The organism is Catellatospora aurea, assembly GCF_042663325.1.
Classification (GTDB): domain Bacteria; phylum Actinomycetota; class Actinomycetes; order Mycobacteriales; family Micromonosporaceae; genus Catellatospora; species Catellatospora aurea.
The window spans coordinates 40856-55339 of sequence record NZ_JBHTAC010000035.1 but is presented as its reverse complement, the minus strand read 5'-3'; the positions used below and the strand labels follow the sequence as shown (position 1 = coordinate 55339).

Here is a 14484-nt window from a genome sequence, read left to right as displayed (position 1 = left end):
TGTGGTCGGGGGACGTCACAGGGGCGGCGGTGGGCCGCCGGCGGCCGCGGCCGTCACGATCGGCACGGCGAACCCGACGCCGATGAACGTGCCGGCGTCGGTCGGGTTGGCCAGCGCGACCACGATGCCGACCGTCTCGCCGCGCATGTTCACCAGCGGACCCCCGGAGCTGCCCGGGTTGACCGCGGCGTCGAACTGGATGAGGCCTTCGAGTTTGCCCACGTCGGCGACGGTGACCGACCGCTCCAGGCCGGACACCACGCCGGTGGTCGCCGAGCCGGTCAGGCCGAGCTGGTCGCCGATCGCGACGACCTGCTCGCCGATGCCGGGCGTGCCGCCGAGCACCGCCGGGACCAGTACGGCGGGCAGGTCCTTGGCGGTCAGCGCGGCGATGTCCTTGGCCGGGTCGGACGCCGCGACGGTCGCCGGGGTCGTGCTGCCGTCGGCGTAGGTGATCTCGATCGCGGCCGCGCCCTTGACCACGTGCAGCGCGGTCAGGATGGTGCCGTCGGCGTTGGCCAGCACCCCGGTGCCCGACGCCGCGTCGCGCCCCGCGCCCGTGGTCCGGATCGACACCACCGACGGGAGCAGGACCTGGTAGACCTCGGCCACGGTGAGCACGCCGTCGTCCGACGGCGACGGTGTCGGCGTGACGACGGCGGGGCTGTCGGATCCCGCGGCGCCCCACCGGAACGCGACCACCGCCGTGACCGCCAGCGCCATCGCGACACCGGCCGCGACCAGCGCACGCCGGTCGAGCCGCCACCGGGCGGGCGGCGTCGGCGAGGGCTCGGCCTCCACCGGCGCTGCGGCGAGTGGCGCGTCCGGGAGGCGGTCGAGTTTTCCGGCGCGACTCAGCATCCTTTGAGCCTAGGGCCGAAAGCTGAATGTTCAATCAGAGCGACATCGGAGATCGGGCAGCGCGGTCCGGTCGCCCGTCGCGGACTCAGGGGCTGCCTGCGGCGGCGGACCTCGCCCGGTCCTCTGACCTGCCTGGACACCCGGGTCCCCGCGGGTGCCGACCCGCGGGGACCCGGCACCGATCAGGAGGTGAGCGAGTCGTCCGTGTTCACCCGGCGACGGCGGATCAGCAGCAGCAGACCACCGGCCACCACCAGGGCGGCTCCCACACCGCCGAGCAGCCACACCTGCGGCCCGGTGACCGGCAGGCCGCCGCCCGTGCCCGGCACCGGCGACGCGGAACCGGGCCGCGGCGACGCGCTCGCCGACGGGCTGGCCGGGGGCTGCTCCTCACCGACCCGGCACACCTTCACCAGGTCGAACGTGGTCCGCTCGGCTTCGGCGACGTACGCCCGCATCAGGCCCTCGACCAGGTTCCAGCCGGACGGCGTCTGCAGCCACACGCCGCCGACGCCGCTCGGCCCGATGAGCCCGCCCGCGACCCCCGCCGGCGGGGTGGCCGGCACCGGCGGCTCGCCGTCGGGGGTGAGCCGGGTGACCCCGGCGTCGTTGACGCCCAGCAGGTACGCCTCGCTCAGGTCGGCGCTCTGGTAGCTGATCAGGTAGACGGCCTTCGCGGTGGTCGGCACGGGCTGGTTGAACACCCAGCCGTCGACGCCCTGCGCGGACCCGCCCGGAATCCCGGCGCAGCCGCGCAGTGCCGGGTTCTGCTGGGCGGCCGTCTTGGCCGCGAACGCGTCGTCGAGCCTGAGCACGATGGTCGGCTCCTCGGCGGGCGCGGCCGACGCGGGCAGGCCGCCGGTGACAGCCAGGGTCAGACCTGCGGCCAATGCGGTCAGTGAGCGTAGGGAAAAGAGGTTTCGCATCGGGGGTGGTTCCTCCGGTCGGGAAGGGATGGATGGTCCGGACGGGCCCCGGAGGTGCGCCGGGGCCCGCGTTCAGGGGCGTCGTCGCCGCCGTGGGACAGGCCGGCGCAGCCTGCGCCGCAGCCGGTCCGCGCGGGCCCAGGCGTCGTCGGCCTCGGCGGTGGTGAGCGGCCGCGCGCCGTAGACGGCGCGTTCGGTCAGCTCCCGCAGCACGTCCAGGTCGACCTGGCGGGGAGCGAAGTCGGTGTCGGGCGGCCGGCGGCGGTCGATGGCGGTGTCGACCCGGTCGAGCGCCTGCTGCACGGTGGCACTGTGCGCGACGGGCGTTCCGGCGCGCACAGCGGTGTCCACGACCTCCTGGAACGCGGCCGCGACCCGCTCGGCGGGGTCCCGGCGGGTCCGCCGTCGCCGGCGGCGCAGGGCGCGGGCCACCTGCGGCGACAGCCACGCCGTGGCCAGCACCACGGCAGCGATCAGCGCGATCAGCGGCCAGTCCGGGCGGCGTACGGGCAGCGGCCCGTCGGCCGCGAGCTGGTCACCCGGTGTCGGTGCGCCCGCGCCCGGCACGAGGCGGGGCGGGGTCGACGGCAGCGGTGCCGCCGTGGGCGGGCCAGCCGGCTGCCAGCCGGGCGCGGCCTGCGCGGTGGGGCCGAACGAGACCCAGCCCAGCCCGCCGAGGCGCACCTGCGGCCATACGGCGACGTCACCGGAGCGCACCAGCCCGTTCGTGCCATCCGGCACGGTGAACCCGACGATCAGCCGTACCGGCAGGCCGAGGCCGCGCGCGGCGACGGCGTACAGGGCGGCGATCTGCTCGGCGCCGCCGACGCCGGTCGCCGCCACGACCGCCAGCCGGCCGTAGCCGTGGCCGGGGGCGCTGCCCGGGTCGTTGCGGACCCTGGCCCACAGGTACGCGGCCAGCAGCCGGGCCTGCGCCCCGGGTCGCGTCTCGCCGCCGACCGCGGCGCGGGCCAGCGCGTCGATCTCGGCCGGTACGCCGGGTGGCAGCGCCGCTGCCGGGGCCGGATCGCGCGGAGCGGCGTCGACGTCGGCGGGCTGCGGAGGCGCGGGCACCAGGCTCGTCATCGCGTACCGCAGCCCGGGGGCGAGACCGCCGCTGTCCAGCAGCAGGCCGGTGTCCGGGTCCACGGCGAGCGTGGCCGGGCCGTCCAGCCGCACCGGGCGCTCCACGCTGGGCAGCGCGACGCCGCCCAGCCCCGTGACGGCGACCTCGACGCTCAGCCGCCGCCCACCGGACGGGGCAGCGGGCACAGCCGACCCGGCGGGCCGGTAGCGCGCCGTCGAGGTCCAGGTGCGGCCGTCGTACGCGTCGAGCGCGACCAGCGCCAGGCGCTGCGGCAGCGGCCCGTCTCCGGTGACCCGGAACAGCTCGGTGTCCGGCGCGGACAGCCACGGTGTCACCCGGTCCAGCGGGTTGACCCCGGTCAGCGCCGTGTCGGGCACGGTCACGTGATCACGGGGGTCCACCCGGGGCCGTGCGGGCAGGTGCGGGACGGCCACGACGGCGACCGCCACGGCCGCGACGACCGCCACCGCGGCCCGCGCCATCTGAGCCACCCGCGCCGACCGCCGCGCCAGTGCGGGGCCACGCAGGTCACGGGCCCGCGCGCGGAGCAGCAGCACGCCGCCGAGGGCGAACCCGGCAGCCGCGGCGACCGCGAAGGCCGTGCCCCCGGCCAGCGCGGACGAGGCTCCGAAGACGACGGCGGTGGGTGCCACGGCCCAGGCGGTGCGTGTGGTGCGGGCCAGCAGCTCACCGGTGACCGCGGCCGCCAGCCACACCAGCAGGAACGGCCCGGTCGCCAGGAGCGGAGCCGGGCTGGCCGGCACCGTGGTCGCCAGCAGGTGCGCCCAGCCGTCGACGGCGGCCGCCGCGGCCTGCGCGACCCGCGCCGGTGACCCCCAGAACGTCGCCGCCGCGATGGTGACCGCGACCGCCAGCGACAGCCCCAACGTCACCGGCACCGGCACGGGCATGGACGCAGGCGCAGGCCCGGGCGCGGACACCGGCGGCGGGGCGGTGGTCGGACGTCGGTCGCCGTCCTGTCCCGTGTCGTGTGTGGACGCCGTGCGCCGCAGCAGCCGGGCTGTCGCGGCGAGCAGGAGTGGCGCGGTGGCGGCCATGGCCAGCAGCAGCGCCATCCGGGTGCCGGGCAGGACGCGCAGCCAGCCGGCCGCCGCGCCTATCCCGGCGACGGCCGCGGCGAGCCAGGTGGACACGGACGCTCCGCCCGGCGGTCTTCGCGCGGCGGTCGCCGGTGCCGGGACACCACCCCGCGATGCCGTGACCGGGGCCGTCATCGGCGTGCCCGGGAGCGGGCTGTCGCGGCGAGCCGGGGCCAGGCGGCGGTGAACCCGGCCAGCGACGTGACCGCCGCCGCGGGGCCGGTGTGCACCAGGACCGGTCGGCCCAGCCCTGACAGGTGGGCCAGCAGCGCCGGGTCGGCTCCTTCGGGCCGGGCGGTGACGGCGACGGCCAGCGCCGCCGCGCTGCGGCGCCGGGCGGGGGTGAGCTGCCCGGACGTGGCGACGGCGGTGCGGCTGAGCAGGTCGAGCAGGCCCGAGCGGGCGGTCGCGGGGTTCGCGGGCCGCCAGCCGGGTGCGGCCGTGAACCGCACCTCGCAGCCCGCTCCCGCCGCCAGGCAGGCGACGGCGAGGGTCGCGGCCACGTCGAGGGCCAGCTCGAATCCGTCGGGGTCGGCGTCCGGCCGGTTGTCGATCAGCAGGGTCAGCCCGGGTTGGAGGTCCTGCTCGAACTGGCGCACCAGCAGGCGGCCGGTGTGCGCGCTGGACGGCCAGTGCACCCGGCGCAGGTCGTCGCCGGGCTGGTAGTCGCGCAGCCCCCAGTGGGTCAGGCCGGCCGGTGACGGCTGGCCGGCGGGGTGCCCGTCCCCGGCGGGCGACCGTCCGGCGGGCAGGCCGGCGGCCACCACCGGGTGCACGCACATGCTGCCGCCGCCCTGCCCGGTGCGTTCGCGGCGGCACAGGCCGAGCGCGTCCACCAGGGACAGCCGTGGCGCGGACACGGTGACGACGCCGCGGCGGCCGGTGGGCAGCGGCACCGGGCCGCTCCAGTCCCGTCCCGCCGTCAGCGCGGGCACGGTCACGGCCACCAGGGCGTCGCCGACCTGGAGGTGGACCGTGCACGCGCGGCTGCGGCGGCGCGAGGGCGCGCGTACCACCAGCCGACCGGAGGTCCGCGTGCCACGCTGCGCGCGGGCGGGGAGTTGGTCGAGGTCTGCCGCGGCGGGCAGCGCGCCGTACACCGAGATCCCTGCCACGGCCAGCGCGACCACCGCCGCGACGCCGATGAGCAGCAGTTCTGCGTACCCGAGCAGGTATCCGCCGGCCGGTGCCGCGACCGCGACGGCCGCCACCGCCCAGCCGGGGCGGGTGAGCCCGGACGCCGTCACGGCCGCACCGGCTGGCGGGGCACCGGGACCGCGTCCAGCGCCGCCCGCACCACACCGGACGCGGTGGCTCCGGCGAACTCGGCGTCGGCGGTCAGCAGGATCCGGTGCGTGAGCACCCACGGGGCCAGCGCGACGACGTCGTCGGGGGTGACGAACTCCCGCCCGAACGCGGCCGCCCACACCTGCGCCGCGCGCTGCAGCGCTACCGTGCCGCGGGGGCTGACGCCCAGCCGGGTCTGCTCCGCCGCCCGGGTCGCCGCGGCGATCCGGATCATGTAGTCGGCGACCTGGTCATCGACGTGCACCGAGCGGGCCGTCGCGGCCATGTCGCGCACCTGCTCGGGGGTGAGCGCGGTGACCGGGCGCGGCCTGGTCGCGGCCCCGCCCCGGTGTCCGGCGAGGATCTGCCGCTCCGCGCCGTGGTCGGGATAGCCCAGCTCCAACCGCATCAGGAAGCGGTCGAGCTGTGCCTCGGGCAGCGGGTACGTGCCGTCGTGGTCGACCGGGTTCTGCGTGGCGACGACCAGGAACGGCGACTCCAGCTGGTGGCGGGTGCCGTCGATGGTGACCTGCTGCTCGCTCATCACCTCCAGCAGCGCCGACTGGGTCTTCGGCGACGCCCGGTTGATCTCGTCGGCGAGCACCACGTTCGCGAAGACCGGGCCCTTGTGCAGGGTGAACTCGTTGCGCCGCTGGTCGTACACGGTGACGCCGGTGATGTCGCCGGGGAGCAGGTCGGCGGTGAACTGGATGCGGCGGAACCGCCCGCCGAACGCCGCTGCCAGCGCGGTGGCCAGCGACGTCTTGCCGACCCCGGGCACGTCCTCGATGAGCAGGTGGCCCTCGGCGAGCAGGCAGGTCGCCGCGAGCGCGACGTGTTCGGCCTGGCCGTGCACGGTCTGCTCGACGACGCCGGTGAGGCCGCGGAAGCTGCGGGCGAACGCCGCCACGTCCGGCGGCGGCGGAGGCTGCTGGGCCAGGACGGTGCCGTTGCGAAGGTCGGTCATCAGATTCCTTCCGTGGATACTCCGGCCTTCAGGCCGGGGAGGAAACGGGACTCCTGCGCAGCAGGACACGCACAGCCGATCCGCCGCCGAGGCGGACCGGCGTCTACTCGTACGCCAGTACGAAACCCTGCGATCGTCCTGTTAGGATTCATGTCGTGGCCAGGGCGGTGAAGCGCGCGTTCAAGTACCGCTTCTACCCGACCGACGTGCAGGCAGCCCAGCTGTCGCGGACGTTCGGATGCGTCCGGCTGGTCTACAACATGGCCCTGCAAGCCCGGACCGAAGCCTGGACCCGGCGGCAGGAGCGGATCAACTACAACGCCACCTCGGCCATGCTCACCGCGTGGAAGAAGACCGACGACCTCGCGTTCCTCAACGAGGTCTCCTGCGTGCCGTTGCAGCAGGCGCTGCGGCACCTGCAGACCGCCTACACCAACTTCTGGGCCCGACGCGCCAAGCACCCCACGTACAAGTCCAAGAGACGTTCGCGCCGCTCGGCGGAGTACACGGCCAGCACGTTCCGGTGGCGCGACGGCATGCTGACCCTGGCCAAGATGAGCCAGCCTTTGGACATCGTGTGGTCGCGGCCGCTGCCGGACGGGGTGTCGCCATCGACGGTGACCCTGTCGCAGGATGCCGCCGGGCGCTGGTTCGTGTCCCTGCTCTGCGACGACGCCATCGCCCAAACCCCGGCCACGGGAATGGTCGGGATCGACGCCGGCCTGGACAGCCTGCTCACCCTGTCCACCGGCGAGAAGATCACCAACCCGCGCCATGAACGCGTCAACCGGCAGCGGCTGGCCCGTGCGCAACGCAACCTGGCCCGCAACCAGAAGGGCTCGGCCAACCGGGCCAAAGCCCGGATCAAGGTCGCTCGCATCCATGCCCGGATCTCCGACCGGCGGCGCGACCACCTGCGCCAACTGACGACTCGGCTCGTTCGTGAGACCCAAGCGATCGTGATCGAGGACCTGGCCGTGGCGAACATGGTCAAGAACCACCGTCTCGCGCGTGCGATCAGTGATGCGGCGTGGCGGCAGTTTCGCACCATGCTGGAGTACAAGGCCGCCTGGCACGGCCGGGACCTGATCGTGGTGGACCGCTGGTTCCCCTCGACCCGGCTCTGCTCGGCCTGCGGTGCACTCGTGCAGAAGATGCCGCTGGACGTGCGGGAGTGGACGTGCCCGTGCGGGGCCGTCCACGACCGTGACGTGAACGCTGCACGCAACATCCTGGCCGCCGGACTGGCGGTGACAGCCTGCGGAGACGATGTAAGACCTCAACGAGGAACCTCTCGGACGGGGCAGTCGTCGGCGAAACAGGAAAACCCGAGGGCGACCAAGGGAGTCCCCGTCCTTTAGGGCGGGGGATGTCAAATGGGTCCTTTCCGAGGGGTTCATCAGGCGGTGAGCCGGAGCGTGGCGCGGTAGCGGGAGACGACGACGGTCCGGAACGTCTGCCCGTTGACGATCGCGACGGTCTCGGTGCGGGAGTCGAAGGTGACCGTCATGACCGGCCGCGGACCGGCGGTGATGGTGCCGGACATGGTCAGCGAGTTGTTCGCGACCGAGTCCCGGTAGGTCTTGGTGCCGCGGAAGCCGACACGGCTGCCCGACACCGAGAACGTGCCGCCCACCGGCTGCATGTTGGCGGCCATGCCTTGCGCGGTGTACGAGATCGAGCCCGACTTGGTCAGCCGCCAGGTCCCGGACAGCAGGCGGTTTCTGATCGCGGGCACCCACGCGGCCTGGCCCTGCAGCTGCGTGAACGACGTGATGGACACGGCCCGGTAGGTGATCGGCAGGCGCAGCACCGGGTCGCGGCGCGGCATGGGTGACGGGCCGGGCGAGGGCGGCGCGGCGGCGCTCGGCGGTGCGGCCGACGGGACGGCGCTCGGGCTCGGCACCGTGTACTTGAGCAGGCTGCGCACCGTGTCGCCGTCGACCACGACCGCTTGCGGGCCGTCCGCGTCGTGCGCCCAGACCAGGCCGTCGCGGGCGATGACCCGCAGGCTCGCCTGGCCCGCCGTGACCCACAGCGGTGCCAGCAGTCCCCGTCCCGGCGCGTAGCGCAGCACCCGGCCGGTGGCGTCGTCGGGCACGTACACCACGCCGCCCGCCAGCACCGGCCTGCCCAGGCGTGCCGCGGATCCGGCGCGCAGGTCGACGATGTCGGCCGGGGCCCGGCCGGGGCGGCTGAGCACGAGTTCGCCCCGGCCGGGCAGGACGACCGGCAGGACGCCGTCCGCGCCGCGGGCGGCGACGAGCGCGGTCGGCCCGGTGGCGGGCAGCGCCGCCCAGCGCTGCGCGGGCACGCCGCGCTCGTCCAGCGCGACGACGATGCCCTTGGCGAGGTTGGCCAGCACCACCGTGCCGTCGACCTCGGCCAGGGCGACCTGCTCGGCGAAGAACGCCGACGGCGCGCTGGTCCGGACGGCGCCGTCGCGGACGCCGACCAGCGTGCCGTTGAGGGTCATGTGCGCCCACAGGATGCCGTCGGGCCCGGCGAGCACCGCGCCCAGCGGCGGATGCGGCAGGCCGAGCGGGACCCCGGTCTCGGTCAGGGTCACCGGGTCGACGGCGGTGACCGAGCCCGCGGTCATCGAGACCGCGTACAGGTCGCCGCCCGCGGTGACGAGGTCCACCGGGGCGGGGTACGCCACCGCCGGGTCGGCGGCCAGGCGTGCGCCGTCAATCCGGGTGATCGTGTTCGCGTCGAGATCGGACACGTACGGATCGGGCCCGTCCTGCTGCACCGACATCCGGTGGCCGGCCGCGCCGGGCACGGCGGTGACCGTCACGACACGGCCGGCCGTGGCGCTGACCAGCGACACCGCACCGATGGCGGTGCTCTCCAGCCACGCGCTCGCCCGGGTCATGTCCAGCGCGGGCCGGGCGGCGGGCGGGGCGGGCAGCAGCGCGGCGGTGGTCAGCCCGGCGACCAGCAGCAGGGTGCTCACGGTGCCGCTGACCCGCAGGTGCCGGCGGTAGAAGCGGGCGAGGGACGGCAGTGGTGTCATGGCGTGTCCTGCGGGATCAGCGTGACGACGGTCCGGTACTGGCTGCTGTCGCCGGTGGCGGACCAGCCGGCGGACCACTGCAGCTCGGCCCGCGGCGGGCTGACGGCGAGGTCGAACCGGCCGACGATGCTGTCGGCGACGGGGTCGGTGAAGTCGGCCGGGAACGCGCCCACCGACAGGTGCCACGGCCCGTCCGCGGTGAACGTGCCGCCCACGGGTTTGCGGCCGCCGGAGGGCCGGCACACGACCCGGCCGTCCGCGGTGAACTCCCAGACGCTGCCGAGCAGGATCGCGTTCGCCTCGGCGGTGCGGCCGTCGCTGCCGCCCACGCGGGCCAGCGACACCACGGCGACGGTCCGCAGCCGCACGGGGTAGGTCAGCGGGCCGCCCGTCCAGCCGGGTCCCGCGCCGTCGGGCAGGTCGGGTCCGGGCCGCGGCGTCGTGGCCGGGCCGACGCCGCTCAGCTCGGCGGTCAGCCGGGCCGGGTAGTCCAGGCTCCACAGCTGCGCCGGCGGCACCGGCCGGACGGCGAACACGGCCCCGGCGACGGCGAGCGGGATCAGCGCCGCGGCCACGTGCAGCGCGGTGCCGGTGCGCGGCCGTACGGGCGCCCGCCCGCGGGTCCACAGCGCGGGCCACCCGCCGCTCAGCCACGGCCAGCACAGCAGCAGCAGGCCCGCGACCAGGCAGGTGCGCAGCCCGGCGGAGGCGAACCCGTAGCCCGCGCCGGTGTAGTGGTGCCAGGCCTGCGCCAGCGTCCACCGCTCACTGGCCGACGCCAGCAGCGCCGCCGTACCGAGCAGCGCCAGTTCGCCGAGGAAGGTCAGCGGCCAGGCCGCGAGCACCGCCACGGTCGCCGGGTCGGGGCGGCGCAGCAGCGCCCGGCGCAGCCAGCGCGGCGGGTGGGTGAGCAGGCGGCCGAAGGCGCGGCGGCCCCGCGACAGCGTCCCGGCCAGCGGCTGCGCGCGGCCGTCCTCGGCGGCGACCCGGTCGGCGGTCAGCTCGGCCACCCACAGCGCGAGCACGGGCGCGATCAGCCCGGACGGCGCGGCGGTCACCGCGCCGCCGAGCAGCGAACCCGCCACCTCGAACGCCTGCTCGTCGGCGATCGGCAGCAGCAGCGGCGGCGCGGCGAGCAGCGCCAGGTAGACCGGCGCCCAGGCGCGGGCCAGCAGCGCGAACGGCCCGAGCCGGCCGACCAGCAGGTGCTCGCCGTTGCGGATGTGGCCCAGCTCGTGCACCAGGATCGCGCGGGCGGCGGCGGGGTCCTGCTCCCAGAGCGCGACCAGCGGCGGGTACGCCAGGATGCGCGGCGCGCGCCAGCCGGCGGCGTACACCTGCGCGCCGCCGTTGCCGGGCGCGGCCGACAGCCGGACGACCACCCCGTGATGGACGGTGTCCACGAAGGACTGCATCTGCGCGACGGCCGACGCTGCGCGCACCGGCAGCGCGCCGGGGGGCACGAGCCGCCGCTCCACCAGCCGCCCGCGTTGCCGCGGCAGCAGCACCGCGACCAGCGCCAGGCCGATCAGCAGGGTGGGCAGTGCCGAGCAGACGGCCAGCACGGCGAGCATGGCGGTCACCGTCGGGTCGGCGTGCGAGCCGCGGTCGAACACGGCCCGAGTCGCCGCCACCGGGTCGGTGAGCAGGCTCGGCAGGTTCCATGCTGTGCTGAGCAGGCACAGCGCGAAGAACAGCCACAGCCAGGGCGGCGCGAGCGGGCGCGGCAGCGCGGGCGCGACGGCCGGCGCGGGTGCGGTGGCGGTCATCGGGCCGGTCGCCGCGGCCGGTGCGGGCCCATCTCAGTTGCCGCCGCGGCGGAACCAGCGGCGCGAACTGTTCGGCGGCCCGGAGCGGGGCTCCGCGGCGGCCTCGGCGCTGACCCGGCGGACGAACGCGGCGGCGGAGGCGGGGGCCGCCAGCAGCTCCTTGATGATCAGGACGGCGCGCTCGTGCGCCTCGTCGGCGGGCAGCCCCGACTTCTCCAGCGAGGTCTGCATCCGGTCCACCGCGGCCCTGGCCCGCGCGGCCAGCTCGGGGTCGACGGGCGGGTTCTGCGGCGGCCGGCTCGCCTTCGAGGTGCGGTACGCCTTGATCCCGACGATGAGCGCGAGCAGGTTCAGGGCGTTGCCGGTGGCCTCGGCGTCCAGCAGCGCCTTCAGGTGCACGCCGGCGACGTCGACGGCCTGCAGCACCGCGGCGAGCGCGGTGACCAGCTCGACGCCCGCCGCACCGGAGCCGGAGCGGCCGGGGCGCAGGATCGCCTCGCGCTGGGCTCCGCCGGCGAGGTACGCCTCGACGACGCCGTCGGCTATGCCGGTCTCCTGCGGTGCGGTCGCCGCCGCGAGGCGTTGCGCCCACTGCCTGGTCTCATCGTCCGCGAGCACGCCGGTCCGTCTCCTCTGCCGAATCCTGGGAAGAGTCCCTAGGTAGCACTCCCGGCGAAGCGCCCGACACCGGCCGAGTTGCCCGCAAACCTGAATGAGCGGCAGGGATCGATCTCACGCCAGATGGATCATGCGTATGGCCAGGCTGCCGGGGTCATGAGGGCAGCTCGCATACCGTGGCGGGCGTGTCGCTTTGGTGACAGTCACCCGATCGGGTTCGCACGTCCGGCGATCGGCGCTGCTCACGTGGCCGCCCGACAGTCGAGAGTGGAGGGACCGATCGCCGACCGCATGCGCCCTGATGGATGTCTGCGCAGGCCGCGGCGGCGACAGGTCGGCAACCGGACGTGGGCGTGCCTAGGATCGACCGGACCATCCTTTGACGACGAACGGGGAACCCCTGTGTCCACACCTCTCTCCCGCCGGGCCGCCATCGGCGGCCTCGGCCTCGGCGCTGCCGCCGCGACGTTCGGGGTCGCCGCGCCGGCGTCGGCCGCCGAGGACGAGCGCGGCACCGGCCCGGGCCACCTGCGCCCCGGTCGCCGCGGCCACGGCCCGCACCACCCGGCCGACCGTCGACCTGACCCCGTTCCAGCCGGTCAACGGCGGCTGACGCCGACCACTCCCGCGCGGGCCGCCGCCTGCCCGCGCGGGAGCGGGCGCGCTACTCCGACCGCAGGCGCCGACCCGAGACGAGGTGGCGGCGGCGGCGCTCGCCGAGCGCGCCCTCCAGGCAGGCCCAGTCGGGCTGGGAGACGTGCAGCACCTGCTGCTCGCCGCCCGTGCAGATGCCGGTGTGGTACACGTCGCCGGTCTCGTCGTTCTGGAACACCGCGAGGTCGCCGGGGGCCAGCTCGGCCACCTCGACGTGCTCGCCCAGCAGGGCCAGGTCGCCGGCGTCGCGCGGGACGCTGTGCCCGAACCGGCGGTAGATGAGGTGGGGCAGCCCGGAGCAGTCGAGCATCAGCCCGTGGGTGCCGCCGGCCAGGTACATCAGGCCGAGGAACAGCCGTCCCGCGGCGACCAGCTGCTCGGTCGTCGGCAGCGGGCCGCGGGCGCGATAGGTGTCCAGGTGCTTGTCGGCGAGCCAGCCGGTGCCCCCGCCGGGCAGCACGACCTCGGTGAACGCGTCCTGCCGCCGGCGGGCGGGCAGCACCGTGGCATAACTGACGTCGTCGGCGAGCACCCTGCCGTCGGGAGCGTCTCGGAGCTCGGTGACCTGCTCGGTGACCACCACCTGCGCGCCGGTGGGCTCGGCGGGGGCGGCGAGCTGCGACAGCGGCAGCCAGCCCGGGTAGCCGCGGGGGTCCTTGCGGGAGGGCTGCAGCGGGGCGTTGACCCGGGCCCAGCCGTCACGGACCTCCGTGACGAGCACGGTCTCGCCCAGCAGCAGCTGGCTGTCGAGCCGGCCCCACAGGTCACGTCGTTCGTCGGGGCCCTGCGCCGCAGCCCAGGCGCGCAACCCCGCGGGCGTGCTCAGGGCAGGGACGTCCAGGGGGCGTACGACGTCGGGGGAGATCCAGAGTCCGGCGGCGGAGACCGCCACCGCCATGGTCCGCGTCGGCTCGTTCATGCGCTCACCCCTGTAGGAAATAGCTATGTCACCGGGGAGCCTACAAAAGTTTTCTTCATCGGGTCAGGGCCGCCCACGGCGTGGGAGACTCGGCCAAGAATTGGACCTGATGGTCCAGTATCGCTAGAATGTGCTGATGACGACCGCCACCGCACCCCGGCTCACCGCCAAGGGTGCCGCCACCCGCGCCCGGATCGTCGCCGCGGCGGCGGACCTGGTGCTGGCGCGCGGGGTGGGTGGCACCAGCCTCGACGACGTCCGTGCGGGCACGCTGACCAGCAAGAGCCAGCTGTTCCACTACTTCCCCGGGGGCAAGACCGAACTCGTCATGGCCATCGCGACGTACCAGTTCGAGCGGGTGCTCCAGGCGCAGCGGCCCTACCTGGAGACGCTCGACACCTGGGCGGACTGGGACGGCTGGCGCGACGCGCTGCTCGCCCACTACGGCACCCAGCCGCACTGGGGCTGCCCCGTCGGCACCCTGGTCGGCGAGCTGACCGGCACCGACCCCGTGGCGGCCGCGCAGGTCGCCGGGCACCTGGACAGCTGGTGCGGCTACCTGCGCGACGGGTTGCGGCGGATGCGCGACAGCGGCCTGCTGCGCCGCGACGCCGACCCCGACCGCCTGGCCCTGGCCGTTTTCGCCTCGGTGCAGGGCGGGCTCCTGCTGACCCAGGCCACCCGCTCGATCGAGCCGCTGTCGGCGGCGCTCGACGCGGCCCTGACCGCGCTGCACGCCGCCGCGCCCACGCCGCCCCGCTCCTGACATCCTGGCCGGACCGCCTGTCAGAACTTCGTGGAGTTCCGCGCCGCGTTTGACTGTGCGTCAGATCGGCGCACCCTGCATCCACCGGGGCGGTGGCCGACTACCGTTGTCGGGCGATCCGGTCCACTGCCGCCACGCCATGGGCTTGTATCTCGATGGCGAGCTGATCTGCGCGGAGGCGGGCTTCCGCGCGACCGGCACATCTGACTTTGATCGGGTCTCGGTCCGGCGCATCGATATATACGGTCCAGCCACCTCGGAACACCACCCAATGGGCAATCCAGCGGCCGATGGCACTGAGCAGGGCCATGCGTGCGATATGCGGATAGAAGACCAGGTCGCCCACCAGATGCACAATGCCGCCAGGCGGAGTCACGTCTTGGCCAGGCTGAGCGAAGATAGTCGATGACATGCGCGGGACCTGCTCGAAGTCGGGTCGACCCCCGGACGGCCCGACCATCACATAAACATTCTGATCTTGATTCGGTGCCCATCGCATGATCGGCATGGT

At 75.1% G+C, this 14484-nt stretch carries 12 protein-coding genes; 2 read left to right on the top strand and 10 right to left on the bottom strand.

Annotation, left to right across the window (positions count from 1 at the left end; all coding sequences use genetic code 11):
* Nucleotides 1-15: 15 nt before the first annotated feature.
* From ACFQO7_RS27235 to ACFQO7_RS27215, 5 genes are all read right to left on the bottom strand, one after another.
* Nucleotides 16-861 (bottom strand): S1C family serine protease, encoded by an 846-nt coding sequence (locus tag ACFQO7_RS27235; RefSeq protein ID WP_376809038.1) that lies wholly within the window; start codon nucleotides 859-861, stop codon nucleotides 16-18.
* A 182-nt stretch (nucleotides 862-1043) separates the two neighbouring features.
* Nucleotides 1044-1787 (bottom strand): hypothetical protein, encoded by a 744-nt coding sequence (locus ACFQO7_RS27230; protein ID WP_376809037.1) that lies wholly within the window; start codon nucleotides 1785-1787, stop codon nucleotides 1044-1046.
* A gap of 72 nt (nucleotides 1788-1859) precedes the next feature.
* Nucleotides 1860-4028, bottom strand: a complete 2169-nt coding sequence (locus tag ACFQO7_RS27225; RefSeq protein WP_376809036.1) for a transglutaminaseTgpA domain-containing protein — start codon at nucleotides 4026-4028, stop codon at nucleotides 1860-1862.
* Between the two features lie 77 nt (nucleotides 4029-4105).
* Nucleotides 4106-5221 carry a DUF58 domain-containing protein gene (locus ACFQO7_RS27220; protein WP_376809035.1) on the bottom strand — a complete coding sequence of 372 codons (1116 nt, stop codon included), beginning with the start codon at nucleotides 5219-5221 and terminating at the stop codon, nucleotides 4106-4108.
* A complete protein-coding gene (locus ACFQO7_RS27215; RefSeq protein WP_376809034.1) occupies nucleotides 5218-6228 on the bottom strand; it encodes an AAA family ATPase in 1011 nt (336 codons plus the stop codon). The genes ACFQO7_RS27220 and ACFQO7_RS27215 overlap by 4 nt, the downstream gene beginning before the upstream one ends.
* Before the next feature lie 155 nt (nucleotides 6229-6383).
* Here ACFQO7_RS27215 and ACFQO7_RS27210 point away from each other — a divergent pair, with 155 nt between their 5' ends.
* Nucleotides 6384-7589, top strand: coding sequence for an RNA-guided endonuclease InsQ/TnpB family protein (locus ACFQO7_RS27210; protein WP_376809033.1), 1206 nt, complete (start codon nucleotides 6384-6386; stop codon nucleotides 7587-7589).
* A 38-nt stretch (nucleotides 7590-7627) separates the two neighbouring features.
* On the opposite strand, the gene ACFQO7_RS27205 is transcribed toward ACFQO7_RS27210, so the two are convergent.
* The 4 genes from ACFQO7_RS27205 to ACFQO7_RS27190 all read right to left on the bottom strand — a co-directional run bounded on the left by ACFQO7_RS27205 (nucleotide 7628) and on the right by ACFQO7_RS27190 (nucleotide 13207).
* A complete protein-coding gene (locus tag ACFQO7_RS27205; RefSeq protein WP_376809032.1) occupies nucleotides 7628-9247 on the bottom strand; it encodes an NHL repeat-containing protein in 1620 nt (539 codons plus the stop codon).
* Entirely contained in the window at nucleotides 9244-11016 is a 1773-nt protein-coding gene (locus tag ACFQO7_RS27200) for a M48 family metalloprotease (protein WP_376809031.1), read from the bottom strand. The genes ACFQO7_RS27205 and ACFQO7_RS27200 overlap by 4 nt, the downstream gene beginning before the upstream one ends.
* A gap of 33 nt (nucleotides 11017-11049) precedes the next feature.
* Nucleotides 11050-11634, bottom strand: coding sequence for a hypothetical protein (locus ACFQO7_RS27195; RefSeq protein ID WP_376809030.1), 585 nt, complete (start codon nucleotides 11632-11634; stop codon nucleotides 11050-11052).
* A gap of 664 nt (nucleotides 11635-12298) precedes the next feature.
* Nucleotides 12299-13207 (bottom strand): C40 family peptidase, encoded by a 909-nt coding sequence (locus ACFQO7_RS27190; RefSeq protein ID WP_376809029.1) that lies wholly within the window; start codon nucleotides 13205-13207, stop codon nucleotides 12299-12301.
* A gap of 136 nt (nucleotides 13208-13343) precedes the next feature.
* On the opposite strand from ACFQO7_RS27190, the gene ACFQO7_RS27185 reads away from it, so the two are divergent.
* Nucleotides 13344-13973, top strand: coding sequence for a TetR/AcrR family transcriptional regulator (locus ACFQO7_RS27185; protein WP_376809028.1), 630 nt, complete (start codon nucleotides 13344-13346; stop codon nucleotides 13971-13973).
* Nucleotides 13974-14073: 100 nt separating this feature from the next.
* Here ACFQO7_RS27185 and ACFQO7_RS27180 read toward each other — a convergent pair whose 3' ends face one another.
* Nucleotides 14074-14472, bottom strand: coding sequence for a hypothetical protein (locus ACFQO7_RS27180; RefSeq protein ID WP_376809027.1), 399 nt, complete (start codon nucleotides 14470-14472; stop codon nucleotides 14074-14076).
* Nucleotides 14473-14484: the final 12 nt, after the last annotated feature.